Origin of the sequence: Pseudomonas sp. 22082 (genome assembly GCF_052046055.1) — a bacterium.
GTDB classification, from domain to species: domain Bacteria; phylum Pseudomonadota; class Gammaproteobacteria; order Pseudomonadales; family Pseudomonadaceae; genus Aquipseudomonas; species Aquipseudomonas pharyngis.
This window is the reverse complement of record NZ_JBQEQB010000002.1, coordinates 220919-240867: the sequence shown is the minus strand read 5'-3', so window position 1 is coordinate 240867 and position 19949 is coordinate 220919. Positions and strand designations below refer to the sequence as shown.

Annotated in this window: 20 protein-coding genes; 13 read left to right on the top strand and 7 right to left on the bottom strand. The window is 60.6% G+C overall.

Annotated features, from left to right (window positions below):
* Positions 1-3 precede the first annotated feature (3 nt).
* Complete coding sequence (locus ACTJK9_RS03645) at positions 4-813, top strand: ABC transporter permease (protein WP_007957396.1); 810 nt, start codon at positions 4-6, stop codon at positions 811-813.
* Between the two features lie 17 nt (positions 814-830).
* Positions 831-1985 (top strand): ABC transporter ATP-binding protein, encoded by a 1155-nt coding sequence (locus ACTJK9_RS03640; protein ID WP_085610548.1) that lies wholly within the window; start codon positions 831-833, stop codon positions 1983-1985.
* A 142-nt stretch (positions 1986-2127) separates the two neighbouring features.
* On the opposite strand, the gene map is transcribed toward ACTJK9_RS03640, so the two are convergent.
* Together map and ACTJK9_RS03630 are read right to left on the bottom strand one after the other, a co-directional pair.
* Positions 2128-2919: a type I methionyl aminopeptidase gene (gene map / locus ACTJK9_RS03635; protein ID WP_440812191.1), complete on the bottom strand. Its 792-nt coding sequence runs from the start codon at positions 2917-2919 to the stop codon at positions 2128-2130.
* The gene (locus ACTJK9_RS03630) at positions 2916-3176 is read right to left on the bottom strand and encodes a ParD-like family protein (RefSeq protein ID WP_064597267.1); all 261 of its coding nucleotides are present in this window, start codon (positions 3174-3176) and stop codon (positions 2916-2918) included. The genes map and ACTJK9_RS03630 overlap by 4 nt, the downstream gene beginning before the upstream one ends.
* A gap of 397 nt (positions 3177-3573) precedes the next feature.
* On the opposite strand from ACTJK9_RS03630, the gene ACTJK9_RS03625 reads away from it, so the two are divergent.
* The 5 genes from ACTJK9_RS03625 (at position 3574) to yecR (ending at position 8238) form a co-directional block, all read left to right on the top strand.
* The gene (locus tag ACTJK9_RS03625) at positions 3574-4950 is read left to right on the top strand and encodes a pyridoxal-phosphate dependent enzyme (protein ID WP_440812188.1); all 1377 of its coding nucleotides are present in this window, start codon (positions 3574-3576) and stop codon (positions 4948-4950) included.
* Positions 4947-6125 carry a trans-sulfuration enzyme family protein gene (locus ACTJK9_RS03620; protein ID WP_440812186.1) on the top strand — a complete coding sequence of 393 codons (1179 nt, stop codon included), beginning with the start codon at positions 4947-4949 and terminating at the stop codon, positions 6123-6125. Before ACTJK9_RS03625 ends, ACTJK9_RS03620 begins: the two co-directional genes overlap by 4 nt.
* A gap of 563 nt (positions 6126-6688) precedes the next feature.
* Positions 6689-7375 (top strand): phage infection protein, encoded by a 687-nt coding sequence (locus tag ACTJK9_RS03615; RefSeq protein WP_440812184.1) that lies wholly within the window; start codon positions 6689-6691, stop codon positions 7373-7375.
* A 180-nt stretch (positions 7376-7555) separates the two neighbouring features.
* The gene (locus ACTJK9_RS03610; protein WP_039766904.1) at positions 7556-7870 is read left to right on the top strand and encodes a hypothetical protein; all 315 of its coding nucleotides are present in this window, start codon (positions 7556-7558) and stop codon (positions 7868-7870) included.
* A gap of 59 nt (positions 7871-7929) precedes the next feature.
* A complete protein-coding gene (gene yecR / locus ACTJK9_RS03605; protein ID WP_440812180.1) occupies positions 7930-8238 on the top strand; it encodes a YecR family lipoprotein in 309 nt (102 codons plus the stop codon).
* On the opposite strand, the gene ACTJK9_RS03600 is transcribed toward yecR, so the two are convergent.
* The gene (locus tag ACTJK9_RS03600) at positions 8210-9847 is read right to left on the bottom strand and encodes an ATP-binding response regulator (protein ID WP_440812178.1); all 1638 of its coding nucleotides are present in this window, start codon (positions 9845-9847) and stop codon (positions 8210-8212) included. The genes yecR and ACTJK9_RS03600 overlap by 29 nt on opposite strands.
* A gap of 113 nt (positions 9848-9960) precedes the next feature.
* Here ACTJK9_RS03600 and ACTJK9_RS03595 point away from each other — a divergent pair, with 113 nt between their 5' ends.
* Positions 9961-10566, top strand: coding sequence for a LuxR C-terminal-related transcriptional regulator (locus ACTJK9_RS03595; protein ID WP_440812176.1), 606 nt, complete (start codon positions 9961-9963; stop codon positions 10564-10566).
* 12 nt (positions 10567-10578) lie between these two features.
* On the opposite strand, the gene ACTJK9_RS03590 is transcribed toward ACTJK9_RS03595, so the two are convergent.
* Entirely contained in the window at positions 10579-10854 is a 276-nt protein-coding gene (locus tag ACTJK9_RS03590) for a DUF2798 domain-containing protein (RefSeq protein ID WP_085610555.1), read from the bottom strand.
* Between the two features lie 130 nt (positions 10855-10984).
* Between ACTJK9_RS03590 and ACTJK9_RS03585 the strand changes: the two genes are divergently transcribed.
* Positions 10985-11908, top strand: a complete 924-nt coding sequence (locus tag ACTJK9_RS03585; RefSeq protein WP_440812173.1) for a LysR substrate-binding domain-containing protein — start codon at positions 10985-10987, stop codon at positions 11906-11908.
* 3 nt (positions 11909-11911) lie between these two features.
* Here the strand turns inward: ACTJK9_RS03585 and ACTJK9_RS03580 are convergent, their stop codons facing one another.
* Entirely contained in the window at positions 11912-12910 is a 999-nt protein-coding gene (locus tag ACTJK9_RS03580; protein ID WP_440812170.1) for a bile acid:sodium symporter family protein, read from the bottom strand.
* Between the two features lie 84 nt (positions 12911-12994).
* On the opposite strand from ACTJK9_RS03580, the gene ACTJK9_RS03575 reads away from it, so the two are divergent.
* From ACTJK9_RS03575 to ACTJK9_RS03565, 3 genes are all read left to right on the top strand, one after another.
* Positions 12995-13783 (top strand): AraC family transcriptional regulator, encoded by a 789-nt coding sequence (locus ACTJK9_RS03575; RefSeq protein WP_085648421.1) that lies wholly within the window; start codon positions 12995-12997, stop codon positions 13781-13783.
* Positions 13784-13921: 138 nt separating this feature from the next.
* Positions 13922-15634, top strand: coding sequence for an amidase (locus tag ACTJK9_RS03570; protein WP_221397534.1), 1713 nt, complete (start codon positions 13922-13924; stop codon positions 15632-15634).
* A 214-nt stretch (positions 15635-15848) separates the two neighbouring features.
* Positions 15849-16346, top strand: coding sequence for a hypothetical protein (locus ACTJK9_RS03565; protein ID WP_440812166.1), 498 nt, complete (start codon positions 15849-15851; stop codon positions 16344-16346).
* A gap of 110 nt (positions 16347-16456) precedes the next feature.
* On the opposite strand, the gene ACTJK9_RS03560 is transcribed toward ACTJK9_RS03565, so the two are convergent.
* A complete protein-coding gene (locus ACTJK9_RS03560; RefSeq protein ID WP_440812163.1) occupies positions 16457-17440 on the bottom strand; it encodes a Dyp-type peroxidase in 984 nt (327 codons plus the stop codon).
* A 159-nt stretch (positions 17441-17599) separates the two neighbouring features.
* On the opposite strand from ACTJK9_RS03560, the gene ACTJK9_RS03555 reads away from it, so the two are divergent.
* Positions 17600-18577: a TerC family protein gene (locus ACTJK9_RS03555; RefSeq protein ID WP_064597295.1), complete on the top strand. Its 978-nt coding sequence runs from the start codon at positions 17600-17602 to the stop codon at positions 18575-18577.
* 42 nt (positions 18578-18619) lie between these two features.
* On the opposite strand, the gene ACTJK9_RS03550 is transcribed toward ACTJK9_RS03555, so the two are convergent.
* Complete coding sequence (locus tag ACTJK9_RS03550) at positions 18620-19720, bottom strand: polyamine ABC transporter substrate-binding protein (RefSeq protein ID WP_064597297.1); 1101 nt, start codon at positions 19718-19720, stop codon at positions 18620-18622.
* Between the last annotated feature and the right edge of the window lie 229 nt (positions 19721-19949).

Sequence of the window (19949 nt, the reverse complement as noted above, 5' to 3'; positions counted from 1 at the left end):
GACATGCTCCTGACGCCCAATGCCATGAGTCGCCGGATGCGCTTCGGCCTGTATTTCACCACCGGGCTGATCGGCCTGTTCCTGCTGTTGCCGATCGTGTTCATCGTCCTGCTGTCGTTCGGTTCATCCCAGTGGCTGGTGTTCCCGCCACCGGGCTGGACGCTGAAATGGTACGTGCAGTTCTTCTCCAATGCCGACTGGATGAGCGCAGCGCTGGCCAGCCTCAAGGTCGCGGTGCTGACCACGATCTGCGCCGTCGCCCTCGGTTTGCCGACGGCCTTTGCGCTGGTGCGCGGACGCTTCCCCGGCCGGGAAATGCTCTACGGCCTGTTCACCCTACCGATGATCGTGCCACTGGTGATCATCGCGGTGGCGGTGTACGCGCTGTTCCTCAAGCTTGGCTACACCGGGACGATGTTCGCCTTCGTCGTCAGCCATGTGATCGTCGCGTTGCCGTTCACCATCATCTCGATCATCAACTCGCTCAAGCTGTTCGATCAGTCGATTGAAGACGCAGCGGTGATCTGCGGTGCGTCACGCCTGCAAGCGGTGTTCAAGGTGACCTTCCCGGCGATTCGCCCGGGGATGGTGGCCGGCGCCCTCTTCGCCTTCCTGGTCTCGTGGGACGAAGTGGTGCTCAGCGTGATGATGGCCAGCCCGACCCTGCAAACCCTTCCCGTGAAAATGTGGACCACCCTGCGCCAGGACCTGACGCCCGTGATCGCCGTCGCCTCGACGCTGCTGATCGGCCTGTCGGTATTGGTCATGGTGATCGCCGCCGCCCTGCGCCGGCGCAACGAAATCAGCGCCTGAGCGCCCAGGAGTACGACATGAGTGCCGTGATCAAAGACGCATCCCAGCAGAACGACAAACCCCTGGTCAGCCTGCGCAACCTGAACAAGCACTACGGCGATTTTGCGGCCGTGGACAACATCTCGCTAGACATCAAGGACGGCGAATTCCTGACCTTCCTCGGCTCCAGCGGCTCGGGCAAAAGCACCACGCTGTCGATGCTCGCCGGCTTCGAAACCCCGAGCAGCGGCGAGATCCTGGTCAACGGCCAGTCGCTGGTGAATGTGCCACCGCACAAACGCGACATCGGCATGGTGTTCCAGCGCTATTCGCTGTTCCCGCATCTGTCGGTGCGCGACAACATCGCGTTCCCGCTGGCGATCCGCAAACTCGCTGCGGCCGAGCGTGATAAACGCGTCGATGCGATGTTGAAACTGGTGCAGCTGGAACAGTTCGCCCATCGTCGTCCTTCGCAACTGTCCGGCGGCCAGCAGCAACGGGTCGCCATTGCACGGGCGCTGGTTTACGAGCCACGCATTCTGCTGATGGACGAACCGCTCGGGGCGCTGGACAAGAAACTGCGCGAAGACCTGCAGGATGAATTGCGCCAGTTGCACCGTCGCCTCGGCATCACCATCGTCTACGTGACCCACGACCAGGAAGAAGCCATGCGCCTGTCCCAGCGCATCGCGATTTTCAGTCACGGCAAGATTGTCGGGCTCGGCAGCGGTTATGACCTTTATCAGAATCCGCCGAATGCGTTTGTGGCGTCGTTTCTGGGTAACTCGAACTTTCTCAAGCTCAAGGCGCAGGGCAATGCGGCGGCGAGTTTTGAGGGGCAGTCGCTGTCGATTCGCCTGACCGCTGGATTGCAGACCGGGCAGGATGTGCTGCTGATGGTGCGTCCGGAAAAAGCACTGGCGTTGAGTGTGCAGCAGGCGGCGAGTGAGCCGTTGGCAGCGGGCTGGAACGAGGTTTCGGCGAAGGTGGTCGAGGTGTTGTTTCTGGGTGAGAGCCAGACGTGCAGTGTGGTCACGTCGGGCGGGACTTCGATGACGGTGAAGGCATTGTCGGCGGCGGGGATGCCGTTGAAGGCTGGGGATCCGGTTCGGGTGCGTTGGGCGACGGCGGATGCATGCGTCTATACCGAGTGGGCTGAGAGCGATCTGAATAAAGCTGCCGGATCACACTAAGTTCTTCAGAAAACAACGGAACCCTGTGGGAGCGGGCTTGCCCGCGAATAGGCCGGCACATTCAACATCAATACTGAATTTGCTGGCCCCTTCGCGGGCAAGTCGAATCGTCGCACCGCCGCTCCCACAAGTTCTGCGCCAATCAGTTGATTGGCGAATAGCCTTCGATCTGGTCCGGCCAAGCCGTCAACACTTCAAACCCGTTCTCCGTCACCGCCACCATGTGCTCCCACTGCGCCGACAACGATTGATCCTTGGTCACCACCGTCCAGCCATCCGCCAGACTTTTCACATGCCGCTTGCCAGCATTGAGCATCGGTTCGATGGTGAAGATCATCCCCGCCTTCAACTTCAAGCCCTGCTCCGGATAACCGTAATGCAGCACCTGCGGCTCATCGTGATAAACCTTGCCAATCCCGTGCCCGCAATACTCGCGCACCACGCTGAACCCTTCTTTCTCCGCCAGCGTCTGGATCGCATGTCCGATATCGCCCAACGTGGCGCCCGGCCGCACCACGCGGATGCCCGCGCACATGGCGTCGTAGGTTGTCTTGATCAGATGGCGCGCCTCGGGCGTCGGCTCGCCCACCACGTACATGCGGCTGGTATCACCGAACCAGCCATCCTTGATCACCGCGATGTCGAGGTTGACGATGTCGCCATCCTTCAGCACGCGCTTCGAGGGAATGCCGTGACACACCACTTCGTTGACCGACGCGCAGACGGTTTTCGGGAAGCCGTGGTAACCGACGTTGGCCGGAATGGCTTTCTGCACATTGACGATGTAGTCGTTGCACAACTGGTCGAGTTGATCGGTCGTCACGCCAGCCTTGACGTGCGGCACCAGCATCGCCAGCACCTCGGCGGCCAGTCTGCCGGCCTCGCGGGACTGGGCGATTTCGGCACGGGTGTTGATCTTGATCGGGTTTCTCATGCCTTTACCGCCTCTTTGGCCGAGGCGTTCTGCGCGGCATCCGCCAGTGCGCAGACTTGCTGCAGATCCAGACCGCCCGACTGCTCGGCGCGAATCAGCAACCGGCAAATGGCGTGGTGATCAAGATCGGGATACAACTCGGCGAGCATGCCGATGCGCATCCAGTGTTCGGCCTGCGCGTTGATCGAGCGGCTGAGTGCGTTGCTGGAGATGCGCAGATTCTCGTGCATGTCCTCTGAAATCTTTACGATGCCCATGGCAATATCCGATACGAAGTGTATATGGATCGTATATTAATCGTGTGTCGCTCGGGATTGCAAACGCTGCATACCCGGTAAGTCGCTGAGAAAAAATCTGCCCGGCACCGGAGACTGGTTCTGACGAGCAATCAATCAGCATTTTTCGCTGCAAGATTTTTACTATCGGATCAAGCGCTTCATGACGCTGAAGACGCCCTTTCAATACTCGATGGCGCCTGCGTATAAACCCCTGCAAATCGATTCCTGCCCCTCGCTGATTTCGTTCTATCGTTAGATCGAAATGGCAGTATTTCCGGCCGTTTAAAGGTTGCGACAGCTCAGGTCTGAGCCTATGTTGCACGCGAGCTTTTTCCCCGCGAATGGAACGCGATCAACACCACAAAGAGGTGAAGAGATGTCAAAGGATTCACGCCCTGCCGTACTTGGGCTGATCGGCAATACGCCGCTGGTACAAGTCACCCGCTTCGATACCGGTCCCTGCACCCTGTTTCTCAAACTCGAATCACAGAACCCCGGCGGCTCGATCAAGGACCGCATCGGTCTGGCCATGATCGACGCCGCTGAGCGCGACGGTCGTCTGCAACCGGGTGGCACGATTGTCGAGGCCACCGCCGGCAACACCGGTCTGGGCCTGGCCCTGGTCGGCCGCGCCAAGGGCTACCGCGTCGTACTGGTGGTGCCGGACAAAATGTCCACCGAGAAAGTCCTGCACCTCAAGGCCATGGGCGCTGAAGTGCACATCACCCGTTCCGATGTCGGCAAGGGTCATCCCGAGTATTACCAGGATGTCGCCGCGCGTCTGGCCAAGGACATTCCCGGTGCGTTTTTCGCCGACCAGTTCAACAACCCGGCCAACCCGCTGGCCCACGAGTGCAGCACCGGGCCGGAAATCTGGGCCCAGACCGAGCATGACCTGGACGCGATCGTGGTCGGCGTCGGCTCGGCCGGCACGCTGACCGGCCTGACCCGCTTCTTCAAGCGCGTGCAACCGGATCTGGAAATGGTCCTGGCCGATCCGGTCGGTTCGGTGATGGCTGAATACAGCCGCAGCAAGCATCTCGGCACCGCAGGTTCGTGGGCGGTGGAAGGCATCGGTGAGGACTTCATTCCGTCGATCACCGACCTGTCGAGCGTGCGCAACGCCTACTCGATCAGCGACGAGGAAAGCTTCGATCACGCGCGCCAGCTGCTGAAAGCCGAAGGCATTCTCGGTGGTTCGTCCACCGGCACCCTGCTCGCTGCCGCGCTGCGCTACTGCCGCGAACAGACCGAGCCGAAACGCGTGGTCAGCTTCGTCTGCGACACCGGCACCCGATATCTGTCGAAGGTCTACAACGACCAGTGGATGACCGATCAGGGCCTGCTGCAGCGCAAACGCTACGGCGACCTGCGCGACCTGATTGCCCGACGCTTCGAAGACGGCAAAGTCGTCAGCGTCGGCCCGGACGATACGCTGATGACCGCGTTCCAACGCATGCGCCTGGCCGATGTTTCGCAACTGCCGGTGCTGGTGGATGGCAAGCAACTGGTCGGCGTGATCGACGAATCGGACATTCTGGTGCGCGTACACGAAGACGCCTCCCTCTTCAACAAACCCGTCGCCAGCGCGATGACCGACAAGTTGCAAACCCTCGCTCCCGGCGCGACGCTGGCAGAACTGGAAGCCGTACTCAGCAGCGGTCTGGTGGCCATCATCGCCGACGCTTCAGGCTTCCACGGCCTGATCACCCGCGTCGACATGCTCAATCAATTACGGAGATCCCTGGCATGAGCCAGCACGACAAGAACGCCCGTCAACAAGGCTTCGCCACCCGCGTGATCCACGCCGGGCAAACGCCGGACCCGACCACCGGCGCGCTGATGCCGCCGATCTACGCCAACTCCACGTACCTGCAAGACAGCCCCGGCGTGCACAAGGGGTTTGACTACGGCCGCTCGCACAACCCGACGCGCTTTGCCCTGGAGCGCTGCGTGGCGGATCTGGAGGGCGGCACCCAGGCGTTCGCCTTCGCGTCCGGGCTGGCGACGATTTCCACCGTGCTCGAACTGATCGACGCCGGCTCGCACATCGTGTCCGGCAATGACCTGTACGGCGGCACTTTCCGTCTCTTCGACAAGGTGCGTCAGCGCAGTGCCGGGCATCGTTTCAGCTACGTCGATCTGGCGGATCTGTCGGCGTTCGAAGCGTCGTTGCAGGACGACACGCGCATGGTGATCGTGGAGAGCCCGACCAACCCGCTGCTGGGTCTGTCCGACCTCGCCGCCATCGCCCGTATCTGCAAGGCGCGCGGGATCATCTGCGTGGCCGACAACACCTTCGCCAGCCCGTGGATCCAGCGTCCGCTGGAACTGGGTTTCGACATCGTGCTGCACTCGACCACCAAATACCTGAACGGTCACTCCGACGTGATCGGGGGGATTGCCGTGGTTGGCGACAATCCTGCGCTGGCCGAGCGTCTGGGCTTTCTGCAGAACGCAGTCGGTGCCATCTCCGGCCCGTTCGACGCGTTCCTCACCCTGCGTGGCGTGAAGACGCTGGCGCTGCGTATGGAGCGTCATTGCAGCAATGCGCTGGATCTGGCGCGCTGGCTGGAGCAACAGCCGCAGGTCAAACGCGTCTACTACCCGGGTCTGGAATCCCATCCGCAGCACGAACTGGCCAAGCGTCAGATGCGTGGGTTCGGCGGGATGATTTCCCTGGATCTGAACAGTGATCTGGCCGGCGCCCGGCGCTTCCTGGAGAACGTGCAGATCTTCGCCCTGGCCGAAAGCCTTGGCGGTGTGGAAAGCCTGATCGAGCACCCGGCAATCATGACTCACGCGACCATTCCGGCCGAAACCCGTGCCAAACTCGGCATCGATGACAGCCTGGTGCGTCTGTCGGTGGGCGTCGAGGACATCGAAGACCTGCGTGCCGATCTGGCGCAGGCGCTGGCCAGCATCTAAAGCCCGAAAACGTCAAAGCCCGCACAAGGCGGGCTTTGGTGTTCGAGTAGGCGGCCAGTGCTGGTCTCTGGCTTACAAGGTTTATCAGGCTTCTCACAGTACCGGACCAAATTGAAAGGGGTACGGTCTCGGCTGCTTCACACGGCATAAGGGCTGGATCTCAGCGCGGAGATCTTTCTAACCGTGTACCCTTCGGAACGCGCCCCACGTCCCCTTGCTATCCGCTTGCGCATCAGTCTGCGTCTTCGCCTACATTCTTGAGCCTAGCAAACACACTGCATTGCGCTACGCGGTTTTTAGACTGATTGTTTTCTAGCGCAGGCCTGCAAGGAAGCTAACCGACTATCGCCTTCACGCCCCTTCAGCCTGCCTCCCGCCAAGGGCGAACTATACTTTTCAGTTCGCTGTCCAGATTTCCTGTAGACCGTCGACACCCGTGCACCCTCCGGTGCCCCCGTGCCATTCACCAAACTGGTTGACCCCGGGCCGACGAGCCTTCCGTCGATGAACGAATGACGGGTAATGCTCGGTTGCTGTGAGGCTGATGGGGCGTGGAGAAAATCATGAAGCACACGCTTTGGCCGGGCTTCGTCCTGGCAGTTGCGGCAACAGTGGCAATGCCCAATGTCTGGGCTGCGCAGGCGCAGGCATTGGCGTCGGATGGGGCGGATCATGTGGGGGCGGGGGCGGTTGCTTCTGATGGTGCGGATCATGTTGGCGCCGGCGCCGTTGCCTCTGACGGCTCCGATCATGTCGGTGCTGGCGCGGTAGCTTCTGACGGCGCGGACCACGTCGGCGCCGGAGCCGTTGCCTCCGACGGCTCCGATCACGTTGGCGCTGGCGCCGTTGCTTCTGACGGTTCCGATCACGTTGGCGCTGGCGCCGTTGCCTCTGACGGTTCCGATCACGTCGGCGCTGGCGCCGTTGCTTCCGACGGCGCGGATCACGTCGGCGCTGGAGCCGTTGCTTCCGACGGCGCGGATCACGTCGGCGCTGGTGCTGTTGCTTCCGACGGCGCGGATCACGTCGGCGCTGGTGCTGTTGCTTCTGACGGCTCCGATCACGTCGGCGCCGGAGCCGTTGCTTCTGACGGTGCGGATCACGTCGGCGCAGGCGCAGTCGCCGCCGATGGCGCAGACAAGGTCGGTGCCAACCGGCTCGCCTACTCCCGCGCAGGCGTCGGTTCGGACCAGGTGGCTTCCGCCCTCATGAGCGGCAGCTATTCCGACCAGTTCAACAGCCCTCAATAACCGCTATCGGCGCAATCAGCCCACCGCTGGTTGCGCCGCACTAGCACATTTGTGCTAATCGACCACCCCGATCCCTGGCGTTATATTCCCTCGCAACCCCCGACGCTCCCCAACATTGCCGCTGTGCAGTGCGCGGGATCGTTGTGCCTGGAAAAACAACAACACCAAGGAAGAAACACCATGAAACTGCAGCTCAGCCTCGCCAAGATCACGGTTCTCGGTGCCCTGCTCCTCGGCGCCAGCGGTTGCCAGACCGCCAAACCCACCGAAGACAGCATGCGCGAGCGTGCCCAGACCGTCATCGGCCAACCGGTCACCAAGATCGGCAACATCCGCAACGACAGCACGCTGACCTATTACACCGCCTACACCGCCGCCGGCGAATACAACTGCGAATTGCCCAGCGGCGCAATCATCGCGGTGGCGAGCATGGGCATCATGACGCCTCCGCTGTCCTGCCTGCCCAAAGGCGCGTCGCCGATTCCGTACCAGTAATCCGGCGCAGGAAAACCGTTCAACGCCTCTTCTCATCCGGTAAAGGATTCCGTTCGACCATGAAAACACTCATCGCCACCCTCAGCCTCGCGGCCGTCGTTCTCACCGGCTGCGCCACCCCCAAGCAATGGGAAGCCACCGGCGGCAGCAAGACCGACGGCGTTGTCCAGGTCTCCTATGAACTGGGCCAGTTCGAAAACGGGCAAACCTCCGCCGCTCAAGGGTTGGCCACGGCAGAAGCCCGTTGCAAGGTCTGGGGCTACAAGAGCGCCGAAGTATCAGGCTCGGAGAAAAACATCTGCCGCACCATGGGCCAGTACAACTGCCTGCAAACCACCATCACGCAGGACTATCTGTGTAAGCGCTGACCCCTTCGGTCTGCCGGTCGCGCAGCGCACGCAGGGTCGCGCGCAGCTCGGCCGGGCGTACCGGCTTGGACAGAATGGCGATCTGGCGATCGTGCAGGGCCGCCTGAATTTTTTCGATGTCGTGCCCGGTGATGATCATGGCCGGCACCGCATAACCGCGCTGACGACGAATCTCATCGATGCACTCGATGCCGGTGCTGTGCGCACCGAGGTCATAGTCGGCAACGATGATGTCGCAGTCCGTGACCAGGCCCTGCCCGCTCAGCTCGGCCTGCACAACGCAGCCCCAACGCTCGAGCAACGCCGAGGTCGCCAGCAGAACGTTGCGATCATCCTCCACCAGGCACACCTTCAACCCCGTCAGCAGTCCGACCTGCCGCGCTTCCTCACGACTGACCGGCACCTGCGGCGGCGCCAGTGGCAGGCCAAGCAAGGTCACGGCCGTGCCATGCCCCAGCCGTGAGCGGATCGCGACGTCGACACCGATCAACTGCCCCAGACGCCGGACAATCGAGAGCCCCAGACCCACGCCTTCGACGTCCTTGTCGCGCAACTGGCGAACCCGATAAAACTCCTCGAACACCTTGGGCAAATGCTCTTCGGCGATCCCGCTGCCCCGGTCATAGATCGCGATGGCCAACCCCGCGCCGCGCTTGCGCACACCGATCAGCACTGGCCGCTGCGCACCGTATTTGAAGCAGTTGGAGAGCACGTTCTGGACCATGGTCGCCAGCAACGCCGGATCGGTGCGCACCCAGTGTTCGCAACGCCGCAAACGCAGCTCTACGCCGGCCCAACGTGCAGCTTCGGCATTCTGGCGGATCAGATCCGCCAGCCACTCGCCCAGCTCAAGCGTCTGCAACCGGGGCAGAATCCGCCCGTTGTCGAGGGTGTAGAGATCGAGAATCGAACGAAACAACTGCGACACGTTGAGCAGCGAACGGTCGATGCTGTCCACCAGCCGCCGCTCCTCTTCGCCCAGCCGCGACTCACGCAGGCACGCGGTAAACAACCCGATGGAGTGGATCGGCTGACGCAGGTCATGACTGGCCTGAGCCAGGAAACGCGACTTCTCAAGGTTCGCAGCGACCGCTTCTTCCGATGCCTTGCGCGTGCGCTCCAGCAGCAGGTGCGCATACACCGGAATCACCGTGCTGGTGATCATCAGCATCAACACCATGAACGGTTGCGCCTGCCAGTACGGCGTCAACCGATAGACCGCCAGCAGCGCCAGCAACGCCAGCACCGTGGCGATCGCCAGGTAGCGCGAGCCGTAGCGCATGCCGTTGCCGAGATTGACCCAGACCATGACGGCATAGATGGGCAACGCCGCCTCGCCGCCGACCACCAGCCCGAAACTGGTGCCGGTGTAATCGTGGAGCATGCCGAAAATCCGCCGCGCCGGATAATGCCCCGGCCAGCGCACAATCGCCTGGCGCAGCACGACGGAGGCCAGCAGAAACAGGGAAATGTAGGTGACCACCGGCAGGTAAGTATCGAAGCGCTGGCCCGGCAGGAAACCAAGCACGCCCATGTAAACCAGCGCAATGCTGGCGATGATGATGCGCAGATTGGCCTGGTCGAGCTCGGTGTTCTTTTCGAACTTCATGGGGGAACGTCCTTGTGCAGCAGTCGTCATAAACGCACGAATCAACAGGCAATGCCTTCGCCCGATGCTAAGGTGCATGCCATGAGCAATGCAGACCCAGGGAGGGTTGCGCCATGGCGTGCCGAATCATCATAGCCGACGATCACCCGTTGTTTCGCGAAGCGTTGCTGCGCACCGTCCAGCGTCTGCTGCCCGAAGCCCTGATCGAAGAAGCCGGCGACCTCGACACAGTGCTCGCCCTGCTGCCGGCGGGCGATGAGCCTGACACCTTGATCCTCGACCTGCGCTTCCCCGGCCTGACCTGTGTCAGCCAGCTCGCGGAACTGCGCCGGCGTTTGCCGCGAACCACGCTGATTGTGGTGTCGATGGTCGATGACGAGGCGCTGATCGGCGAAGTCATGGCGGCCGGCATCGATGGTTTTATCGGCAAGAACATCGCCCCGGATGAGATCGGTCAGGCGATCCAGGCGATTCGTGAAGGTGAGGTTCTGGTGAAATTCGCCCCGTCCGGCCTGCTGCCGCTGGACTCCGGCACCGCCCTCACCCCGCGTCAGCAAGAGGTGCTGCGGTTGATCGCCCAAGGCAAGACCAACAAGGAAATCGCCCGCGAACTGGATATTTCGCCGTTCACGGTGCGGATTCATGTGTCGTCGTTGTTGCGGGTGCTCAACGTGCCGTCGCGAGCTGCGGCGGCGGTGAAATACTCCGGGGCCTTGTAGCGTGCCTCCAAATCAGGCGTGCGGGTGGACGGTCAGTGCGACCAGTTTCACCACAATCGGCCGGACCACGAGAATGCACAGAAATGCCACGGGCATCGCCAGTTTGTAGGCGTGCAGCGCATTGCTAAGGTAATCGGCATCAATTCCGAAATTGGAGGCGGTGATCACCAGCGACATCAGAAACGCCATGATTGTCGCCATGTACAACGCAAATACGTACGGCATGGCACGGGCAGACAGCTTGCGCGGGCTGAATACTGTGGTTCTTGGGGATAGTCTCTGATTCATGTCAGTCCTTGTTGACCGAAGTGGATAGGCGCCGAGCACCCTAACAAGTCTGCCAAGCCGTAACTAGACTGATCGCCGTGAGCACTTTATAAACAAAATCTTATTAATTCGTCCTCGCCGGGATCCACGCATGAACCTCTTGGGTGCAATCGATTGTTTTATCAAAGTCGTTGAGGCGGGATCGATTGTCGGCGCCGCCAAAATCCTCGGGGTGAGTGCCGCCGCCGTCAGTCAGACCCTTGGTCGCCTTGAAAATCACCTCGACACACGCCTGCTGCAACGCACCACCCGCAGCATGGCGCTGACGGAGAGCGGTTTGGTGTATTTCGAGAAAGTAAAACGTATCGCGCTCGATCTGGAGTCCGCGCAGAGCGCCATCAGCCACGCGCAGACGCAACTCCAGGGACACTTGAGTATCGCCTCCACCGCCGGGTTCGGGCGCCATGTACTGGCCCCGGTCATTGCCGGTTTCGCCGAACGCTACCCGCAGTTGACGCTTGAGCTCTCGACGACCGACCGCAAAATCAATCACCTCCACGAAGGTATCGACCTGAGTCTGCGCATCGAGCCGCAACTGGAAGACGGCATCATCGCGCGCAAGGTTGCGACGGTGCCGTTCGTGATTTGCGCCAGCCCTGACTACCTGCAAAAGGCCGGTCGTCCTTCTACTCCGGCGGATCTTCAACAGCACGCCTGTCTGGCGTTCCGCTATCCGCTGGACGGACGGTTACTGCGCTGGTGGTTCGTTGAGCAGGGTCAGCGCTTTGAGGCTGCGATCAATGCGACCGCCATCAGCGACGATATCGACGCCCTGGCGCAAATGGCTGCTCATGGTGCCGGGGTCACCCGACTGGCGGAATTCGTTGCCGCGCCCTATCTGGAAAGTGGTCAACTGGTCTCTTTATTCGAACCGGGCGGCGGCTCGACCTTTGCCAGCGCCGCGCCGCTCGAGATCTATGCCTGTGTACAGGAACGGGCGGCCATGACTTCCAAGGTCAAGGCCTTCACCGATTTTTTGCAGGAGTTCCTGCATACCCGCTGGCCCGCTCGATGAGGATCAAGGATCGACTTGGGCCATCAGTTCAGGCACCGATTCCTGCCGCTTCGCATACCGCTGCGCCAGCACCGCGCAGACCATCAGTTGAATCTGATGGAACAGCATCAGCGGCAGAATCAACACGCCAATCGTGCTGCCGGCGAACAACACCTGCGCCATCGGCACGCCAGTGGCCAAGCTCTTTTTCGAACCGCAGAACAGAATGGTGATGCGATCCTCAAGACTGAAACCGAACGCCCTGCCCAGCAGCGTGGACGCCAGCAGCACCAGCGCCAGCAGGATGCAGCACACCACCACCAGCCCCAGCAGGTCGATCACCGGAATCTGGTGCCAGATGCCCTCGTTCACTGCCTCGCTGAACGCGCCGTAGACCACCAGCAGAATCGAGCCCTGATCGACGAATTTCAGCCAGTTCTTGTTGCGACCGACCCAAGCGCCGATCCAGCGACGGGCAATCTGGCCGGTAATGAACGGCAGCAGCAATTGCACGCTGATTTTCACGATTGCGTCGAGGGTCGAGCCGCCGTCGCCGTGGACGTTCAGTAGCAGCGTCACCAGCAGCGGCGTGAGGAAAATCCCGAACAAACTGGACGCCGCCGCACTGCAGATCGCCGCCGGAATATTGCCCCGCGCCAGCGAAGTAAAGGCAATCGCCGACTGCACCGTGGCCGGCAGTGCACACAGGTAAAGCATGCCCATGTACAGCTGATCGCCGATCAGCGGCGACAGCAGCGGCTTGAGCGCAAGACCCAGTAACGGGAACAGGACAAAGGTCAGGCCGAACACCAGTAAATGCAGGCGCCAGTGGCCGGCGCCAGCGATGATCGATTCACGCGACAGCTTGGCGCCGTGCAGGAAAAACAGCAGCGCAATGGCGATGTTGGTCAGCCAGCCGAAACCGGTCGCGACCTGACCGCTGGCGGGCAGGAAGCTGGCCAGCAGCACCACGCCGATCAGGGTCAGGGTGAAGTTGTCGGGCAAAAATCGTGGGCGCGTCATGGTTTGTTCATCCGGGGGTTGCCAGTACGTGGAAGCGACTCTAACGTGACTGGAAATTACCGACTAACGCCGAAGAAACCACAGATGCCGCCAAAAGGACACGACAAGAGCGTCAGACGCAGCATTCCCGGGCTGCCCAGCCTGCCGCGTCCGTTGTATGGGCGCACCGAATCGCTGCCCAATCGTGCGCTCACCCGCCGCCACAGTCATCCGTGGGTGCAGTTGTCCTACGCGATTCAGGGCGTACTCGAAGTACAGACTGCCGTCGGTCGTTTCGTTGCGCCGCCGGAGCGGGCGGTGTGGATTCCGGCGGGTGTGCCGCATCGGGTGTTCAGTTCGCCGCACACGGAAATGCGCAGCCTGTACATCGATTGCAGCGTCGCCGACTGGGCGCCGGAGCGTTGTCATGTGCTCGGCGTCAGTGATCTTTTGCGTGAGCTGATTCGGGCCTTCAGTCAGATACCTGTCGAATATGACCAGAGCGGCCCGCACGGGCGTCTGGCCCAGGTGATCCTCGATCAACTGGCCGAGGCGCCGCCCATCGACCTGATGCTGCCACTGCCGCAGGACAGTCGCTTGCGCCAGATCTATCAGAGTCTGGAGCAACATCCGGAACAGCAGACCACCTTGGCGCACTGGAGCGAAAAATTCGGCGTAACCGAGAAAACTCTGACTCGGCTGTTCCTGCGCGACACCGGTTTGACCTTCCGCACCTGGCGCCAGCGCCTGCGTCTGCTGGGTGCGCTGACACCGCTGGAGCGCGGCGAACGCGTCACCGACGTGGCTTTGGCCTGTGGTTATGACTCGACGTCAGCCTTTATCGCGGCGTTTCGCCAACAGTTCGGCGAGACGCCGGGAGAGTTTTTCCGATGAAATTAACCGATATTTATCGACTTTGTGCATGCCATTGGGCAAATTTCAGGGTAGAGTTTCGCCCATCAAGAACCTTTGACATCTTTCGACGATAACAATGATCAACCACCCTTTAGCGAACCTGTCGGCGGTAACAGCATGATCGAAGTCACTGAAGTTTCCATTGCCCAATTGCGAGCGGCGCTCGAATCCGGCCAGACCACGGCGGTCGAGCTGGTGCAGGCCTATCTGGCGCGCATCGACGCCTATGACGGTCCGGACACCGCCACTGCGCTGAACGCGGTGATCGTGCGTAACCCCGACGCACTGAAAGAAGCGCAAGCCTCGGACGCCCGTCGTGCCAAGGGCGAAACCCTCGGTCCGCTGGACGGCATCCCCTACACCGCCAAGGACAGCTATCTGGTCAAAGGCCTGACCGCCGCGTCCGGCAGCCCGGCCTTCGCCGATCTCGTAGCCCAGCGCGATGCGTTCACCATTGAGCGCCTGCGTGCGGGCGGTGCGATCTGCCTGGGCAAGACCAACATGCCGCCGATGGCCAATGGCGGGATGCAGCGCGGGGTCTATGGCCGTGCCGAAAGCCCGTATAACGCTGATTATCTGACTGCACCGTTTGCTTCCGGCTCATCGAACGGTGCCGGCACCGCCACCGCTGCGAGCTTCTCGGCATTTGGTCTGGCGGAAGAAACCTGGTCGAGCGGTCGCGGCCCTGCCTCGAATAACGGGCTGTGCGCCTACACGCCGTCGCGCGGCGTGATCTCGGTACGCGGCAACTGGCCGCTGACGCCGACCATGGACGTGGTGGTGCCGTACGCCCGCACCATGGCCGACCTGCTGGAAGTGCTCGACGTGGTGGTCGCCGAAGACAGCGACACCCGTGGCGACCTGTGGCGCCTGCAACCCTGGGTTCCGATCCCGAGCGTCGCCTCGGTGCGTCCGACTTCCTATCTCGATCTGGCAGTGAAGAGCGATGCACTGGCCGGCAAACGCCTGGGCGTGCCGCGCATGTACATCAATGCCGACCCTGAAGCCGGCACCAGCGAAGAACCGGGCATCGGCGGCCCGACCGGGCAGCGCATCAACACCCGCGCCTCGGTGATCGATCTGTGGAAACAGGCCCGTCAGGCCCTCGAAGCCGCCGGCGCCGAAGTGATCGAAGTGGATTTCCCGCTGGTCTCCAACTGCGAAGGTGATCGTCCGGGCGCACCGACCGTGTTCAATCGCGGCATCGTCTCCAAAGAGTTCATGCACCACGAACTGTGGGACCTGTCGGCTTGGGCCTTCGATGATTTCCTGCGCGCCAACGGCGACCCGAAACTCAATCGACTGGCGGACGTCGACGGCCCGAAAATCTTCCCCCACGACCCGGGCACCCTGCCCAACCGTGAAGGCGACCTCGCCGCCGGCATGGACGAATACGTGCGCATGGCCCAGCGTGGCATCACACCGTGGGATCAGATCCCGACCCTGCCGGACGGCCTGCGCGGTCTGGAGAAGACTCGCAAGCTCGACCTCGAAGACTGGATGGATCGCCTCGGCCTCGACGCCGTATTGTTCCCGACCAACGCCGACGTGGGCCCGGCCGACGCCGACGTCAACCCGGCCTCGGCGGACATCGCCTGGAGCAACGGCATCTGGGTCGCCAACGGCAACCTCGCGATCCGCCACCTCGGCGTGCCGACCGTCACCGTGCCGATGGGCGTGATGGCCGACATCGGCATGCCGGTGGGGTTGACGTTTGCCGGGCGGGCCTATGACGACTCGACGCTGCTGCGACTGGCGGCGGCGTTTGAAGCCACCGGGTCGAAGCGTCGGGTTCCCCCACGTACACCAGCACTTTCCAGCGAGCGTTGATTGACTCTCACCCTGTGAGTCCGCGCTTTAAACGTGTGCCGTGAGCCTGTTCGCGGCACATATTTCCAGACACCAACCCACGCCTTCAACTTTTAATCAACTGTCAACTCTGACAGTTGTAAATAAAAAAAATGACAACTAGATTCGAATTGCAAGAGCGGCAGAACTCACAATTGCGTTTGCCAAACTACCAATTTGATGAAGGTCAATGATTATGGAAATCGATAAATTCTCGCCAGAAATCAAAGCTGCGCTAGGTTTAGACGGCAACAATGAAGCTATAACTGTCATCTCCAATGAGGAAAAAGAAGCTTCCATATTCCGGGTAAGTTTTGCACCGAGGCACCCGGGTCTTGGTACTGAATTTATTGCGGAGCGATACTTTTACGCAAGCCTGACCCCAGACACCCTCAGTCTCCTGGGATATAGAAAAAGACCAGATGATCTTCCAGACGATCAGATTTCAATTATTCTTCCAAAACGCTTGCCGCCTGGTGAATATCCTTTCAACAACTCCGACCCGAACCTCCCCCACGCCTATGCTGGACACTACCCCAACGGTTACAGCGCAAGGAGTGGCTTCATAAAATTCACCCGCAACGACGCCAACCAGAGGATTGAAGCGACCTTTGAATTCTCTATAAAAACTGACGAACTTGATTACGAGTTGAAAGGAAAGCTCTATCTAGATCCAACATTCCCACTTGAATAAGCACACTACCAAACAACCAACCATTGAATAAAAACTTTGGTGTTTGGCAGTCCGGTGCAGAACCTGAAGAGGGACATAAAAGGGCGGGATCAATTGATCCCGCCGCTTTTCTATGGTTCTGCCAGTTCTTCCAGCAAATCCGCCGAAGGCACAAAGAACAGACTGCCTGTGACGGCGGTGCTGAAATCCAGCAGTCGATCGTAATTGCCGGGTGGCTTGCCGACAAACATGTTCTCCAGCATCTGTTCAAGCGGCTCCGGCGAACGCGCGTAGCCAATGAAATAAGTGCCGAACTCGCCTGCGCCAGGTCGGCCAAACGGCATGTTGTCGCGCAGGATCTTCACCTCTTCGCCGTCCTTGGTGATGGTCGTCAAGGCGCTGTGGGAGTTGCTCGGCTTGACCGAATCATCGAGCTCGATATCGGACAGTTTGGTGCGACCGATCACCCGCTCCTGCGCTTCGACCGACAGTTCGTTCCACGCCTTCATGTTGTGCAGGTACTTCTGCACCAGCACGTAACTGCCGCCGCTGAACGTCTGATCTTCATCACCCACGAGGGTGAAATGCTCGGCTTTGCGGCCGACCGGATTTTCCGTGCCGTCGACAAAACCGATGATGCTGCGCATGTCGAAATAGCGGAAACCCTGTACTTCGTCGGTCACCGTCACGGCGCCGTCCAGCGCCGACATCAACTGCGTTGCCAGCTCGAAACACAGGTCCATCTGATCGGCACGAATGTGCAGCAGCAAGTCGCCAGGTGTGGAAACAGCGCGCCGCCCTTCTACGCCGAATTCGCGAAAGTCGCGCAAGGATGCCGGGCGTGGACTGCCGAACAGACGATCCCAGGCGTTGGAAGAGAACCCGCAAACACAGGACAGGTTTCCCGAAGGGACACGCTTGCCGACCGAGCGCGTCAGCCCCGCGACATCGGCGCACCAGCCGCGGATTTTTTCGGCGGCATCGGCCTCGGCGTTAAGGGTCGCCACGATGAAGATGGCAGCGCTGGTGATCGGGCTGCAGACGGCTTGAGGATCTGGCGTGTCGATGATCGTAGCTCCCGGAGTGGTGGACTGACTCGACAGCGAGGTTAGCAAAGAAGTGCTGAATGAAGCATTACCCGCGCTCTGCCCGTGTCGTCCGACACTTCGTTATTCACGAACAATACCCACGAAATAAACGATTTTTCTTCGTCGGAAAGCTCCTACTAGCATGGCCCCGTCTACCCCGACAAACAGAAAGACAGGGAGAACGGCATGCACCCCATTAACATCGGCGAACCCTGGATGTGGGTCGCCTTCATCGTTTTTGTCCTCGCCATGCTGGCCGTTGACCTGTTTGTCTTCGGTGGGCGCAAGGCGCATCGGGTTTCGGTACGGGAAGCCTCATCCTGGGTATTTGCCTGGTGCATGCTGGCGATGGCCTTCGCCGGATTGCTCTGGTGGTATCTGAACGGCGAATTCGGCCCCGAAATCGCCAAGGTCAAGACCCTGGAATTCCTCACCGGTTACTTGATCGAGCAGTCGCTGTCGATCGACAACATGTTCGTCTTCGTGATGATTTTCAGCTACTTCGCCGTGCCGCCGGAGTTGCAGCGCCGGGTGCTGCTGTACGGCGTGCTCGGGGCAATCGTGATGCGCGCGGCGATGATCTTCGCCGGGGTGTGGCTGGTGTCACAGTTCACTTGGCTGCTGTATGTGTTCGGCGTGTTCCTGATCATCACCGGGATCAAGATGCTGGTGTTCGCCGAGCAGCAACCGGATCTCGATAACAACCCGCTGCTGCGCTGGGTGCGCGGACATCTGCGGATCACCAACGGTTTTCACGGCGAGCGCTTTTTTGTGCTGCAGAACGGTGTGCGCTGGGCCACGCCGATGTTTCTGGTGCTGGTGCTGATCGAGGCCAGCGACCTGATGTTTGCGGTCGACAGCATCCCGGCGATTTTCGCGGTGACGACCGATCCGTTCATCATTTTCACCTCGAACATTTTCGCGATCATGGGCCTGCGGGCGCTGTACTTTTTGCTGGCGGACATGGCCGACCGCTTTCATCTGCTCAAGTACGGACTGGCGCTGGTGCTGGTGTTCATCGGCGGGAAGATGACGGTGATGCCATGGTTTCACATGCCGGTGGAATGGTCGCTGGCGATTGTCGGCGGGCTGATTCTGGCGTCGGTGGTGCTGAGTCTGATGCTGACGAAGGACAAGTCGCCCGAAGAAAGTCAGGCGAAATAACAGTCAGGGGAGCAAACGTGGTTCGCTCCCCCGGTTTTGGGCTTATTTATCCGACTTGATACTGGTCCAGACCCGGGTCCGCACCCGCTCCAGTTTCTGCGGCAACGGTTGCACCACGTACAGTTTCTTCAGCGCTTCGCTGGTCGGCGTCAGGTTCGGGTTGCCGGTAATTTCCTTGTTGATCAGCGGCAGCGAATCCTTGTTGGCGTTCGGGTAGCCGAGGAAGTCGCTGATCGAAGCGATGACTTTCGGATCGAGCAAGGTGTTGAGGAACTCGTGGGCCTCTTCGACGTTCTTCGCACTCTTCGGAATGGCGAAAGTGTCGAACCAGATCGGCGCGCCTTCCTTCGGCAAGCGCCAGTCGACCACCACGCCGTTGCCCGCCTCTTTGGCACGGTTGCCGAACTGGTAGAAGCTGCCGGAATAACCGATGGCCACGCAGATATCGCCGTTGGCGATGTCGGTCATGTATTTGGCCGAGTTGAAGTAGGTCACGTAAGGGCGAACCTTGAGCATCAGGTCCTTGGCTTTCTCATAGTCGGCCGGGTTCTGGCTGTTCGGGTCCAGGCCCAGGTAGTGCAGAGCCAGCGGCAGGATTTCCGACGGCGAATCGAGCATTGCCACGCCGCAGGATTTCAGCTTTTCCATGTTCTCCGGCTTGAACACCAGATCCCAGCTGTCCACCGGCGCATTCTCACCGAGCGCAGCCTTGACCTTGGCCGGGTTGAAACCGATCAGCACCGTGCCGACCATGTAGGGCACGCCGTACTGATTGCCGGGGTCGTTGGCGTCGAGCAACTTGAGTAGAGCCGGGTCCTGGTGGCTCCAGTTCGGCAGCTTGGACTTGTCGAGTTTCTGGAACACGCCGGCCTTGATCTGGGTATCGAGGAACTGGTTCGACGGCACCACCAGGTCATAGCCGGAGTTGCCGGTCAGCAATTTGGCTTCGAGGGATTCGTTGGTGTCGAAGGTGTCCCAGGTCACTTTGATGTTGCTTTTGGCGGCGAACTCCTTGGGCACCGACGGCAGGATGTAATCCGCCCAGTTGTACACCCGCAGTTCGCGCTGTTCGGCCTGTACGGCGCTGGCCAGCAGCGTCAGCCCGAAAACAGTGGCGCCCAGAATGCGTTTCATCGTGACCATGTTGTGTTTCCCCGAATGCAGCGTGAGTCGATGGTTTTTATGTTCTGTACACGGCAGTGGCTGGCAAAATCAGCCATGGGCAAGGAAGGTGCAGCATTTAGTTGTGGCTTCGATTCTTGCTGACAGCGTAGACGCAGCACAGTAGCCGGTTGGCCAAAAGGGGATCGAAATGGCCAATTTGAGTGACCGCCGGGATGCGGAAACAACAATGCCCGACGATGTGCCGGGC

Excerpts from the sequence above, each read along its gene's own strand:
- ACTJK9_RS03585 (WP_440812173.1), top strand. The coding sequence starts at position 10,985 with ATGAACCTCTTGGGTGCAATCGATTGTTTTATCAAAGTCGTTGAGGCG.
- ACTJK9_RS03600 (WP_440812178.1), bottom strand. The coding sequence starts at position 9,847 with ATGAAGTTCGAAAAGAACACCGAGCTCGACCAGGCCAATCTGCGCATC.
- ACTJK9_RS03550 (WP_064597297.1), bottom strand. The coding sequence starts at position 19,720 with ATGGTCACGATGAAACGCATTCTGGGCGCCACTGTTTTCGGGCTGACG.
- ACTJK9_RS03555 (WP_064597295.1), top strand. The coding sequence starts at position 17,600 with ATGCACCCCATTAACATCGGCGAACCCTGGATGTGGGTCGCCTTCATC.
- ACTJK9_RS03590 (WP_085610555.1), bottom strand. The coding sequence starts at position 10,854 with ATGAATCAGAGACTATCCCCAAGAACCACAGTATTCAGCCCGCGCAAG.
- ACTJK9_RS03640 (WP_085610548.1), top strand. The coding sequence starts at position 831 with ATGAGTGCCGTGATCAAAGACGCATCCCAGCAGAACGACAAACCCCTG.
- ACTJK9_RS03610 (WP_039766904.1), top strand. The coding sequence starts at position 7,556 with ATGAAACTGCAGCTCAGCCTCGCCAAGATCACGGTTCTCGGTGCCCTG.
- ACTJK9_RS03570 (WP_221397534.1), top strand. The coding sequence starts at position 13,922 with ATGATCGAAGTCACTGAAGTTTCCATTGCCCAATTGCGAGCGGCGCTC.
- map (WP_440812191.1), bottom strand. The coding sequence starts at position 2,919 with ATGAGAAACCCGATCAAGATCAACACCCGTGCCGAAATCGCCCAGTCC.
- ACTJK9_RS03625 (WP_440812188.1), top strand. The coding sequence starts at position 3,574 with ATGTCAAAGGATTCACGCCCTGCCGTACTTGGGCTGATCGGCAATACG.
- ACTJK9_RS03645 (WP_007957396.1), top strand. The coding sequence starts at position 4 with ATGCTCCTGACGCCCAATGCCATGAGTCGCCGGATGCGCTTCGGCCTG.
- ACTJK9_RS03595 (WP_440812176.1), top strand. The coding sequence starts at position 9,961 with ATGGCGTGCCGAATCATCATAGCCGACGATCACCCGTTGTTTCGCGAA.
- yecR (WP_440812180.1), top strand. The coding sequence starts at position 7,930 with ATGAAAACACTCATCGCCACCCTCAGCCTCGCGGCCGTCGTTCTCACC.
- ACTJK9_RS03620 (WP_440812186.1), top strand. The coding sequence starts at position 4,947 with ATGAGCCAGCACGACAAGAACGCCCGTCAACAAGGCTTCGCCACCCGC.
- ACTJK9_RS03630 (WP_064597267.1), bottom strand. The coding sequence starts at position 3,176 with ATGGGCATCGTAAAGATTTCAGAGGACATGCACGAGAATCTGCGCATC.
- ACTJK9_RS03615 (WP_440812184.1), top strand. The coding sequence starts at position 6,689 with ATGAAGCACACGCTTTGGCCGGGCTTCGTCCTGGCAGTTGCGGCAACA.
- ACTJK9_RS03565 (WP_440812166.1), top strand. The coding sequence starts at position 15,849 with ATGGAAATCGATAAATTCTCGCCAGAAATCAAAGCTGCGCTAGGTTTA.
- ACTJK9_RS03580 (WP_440812170.1), bottom strand. The coding sequence starts at position 12,910 with ATGACGCGCCCACGATTTTTGCCCGACAACTTCACCCTGACCCTGATC.
- ACTJK9_RS03575 (WP_085648421.1), top strand. The coding sequence starts at position 12,995 with ATGCCGCCAAAAGGACACGACAAGAGCGTCAGACGCAGCATTCCCGGG.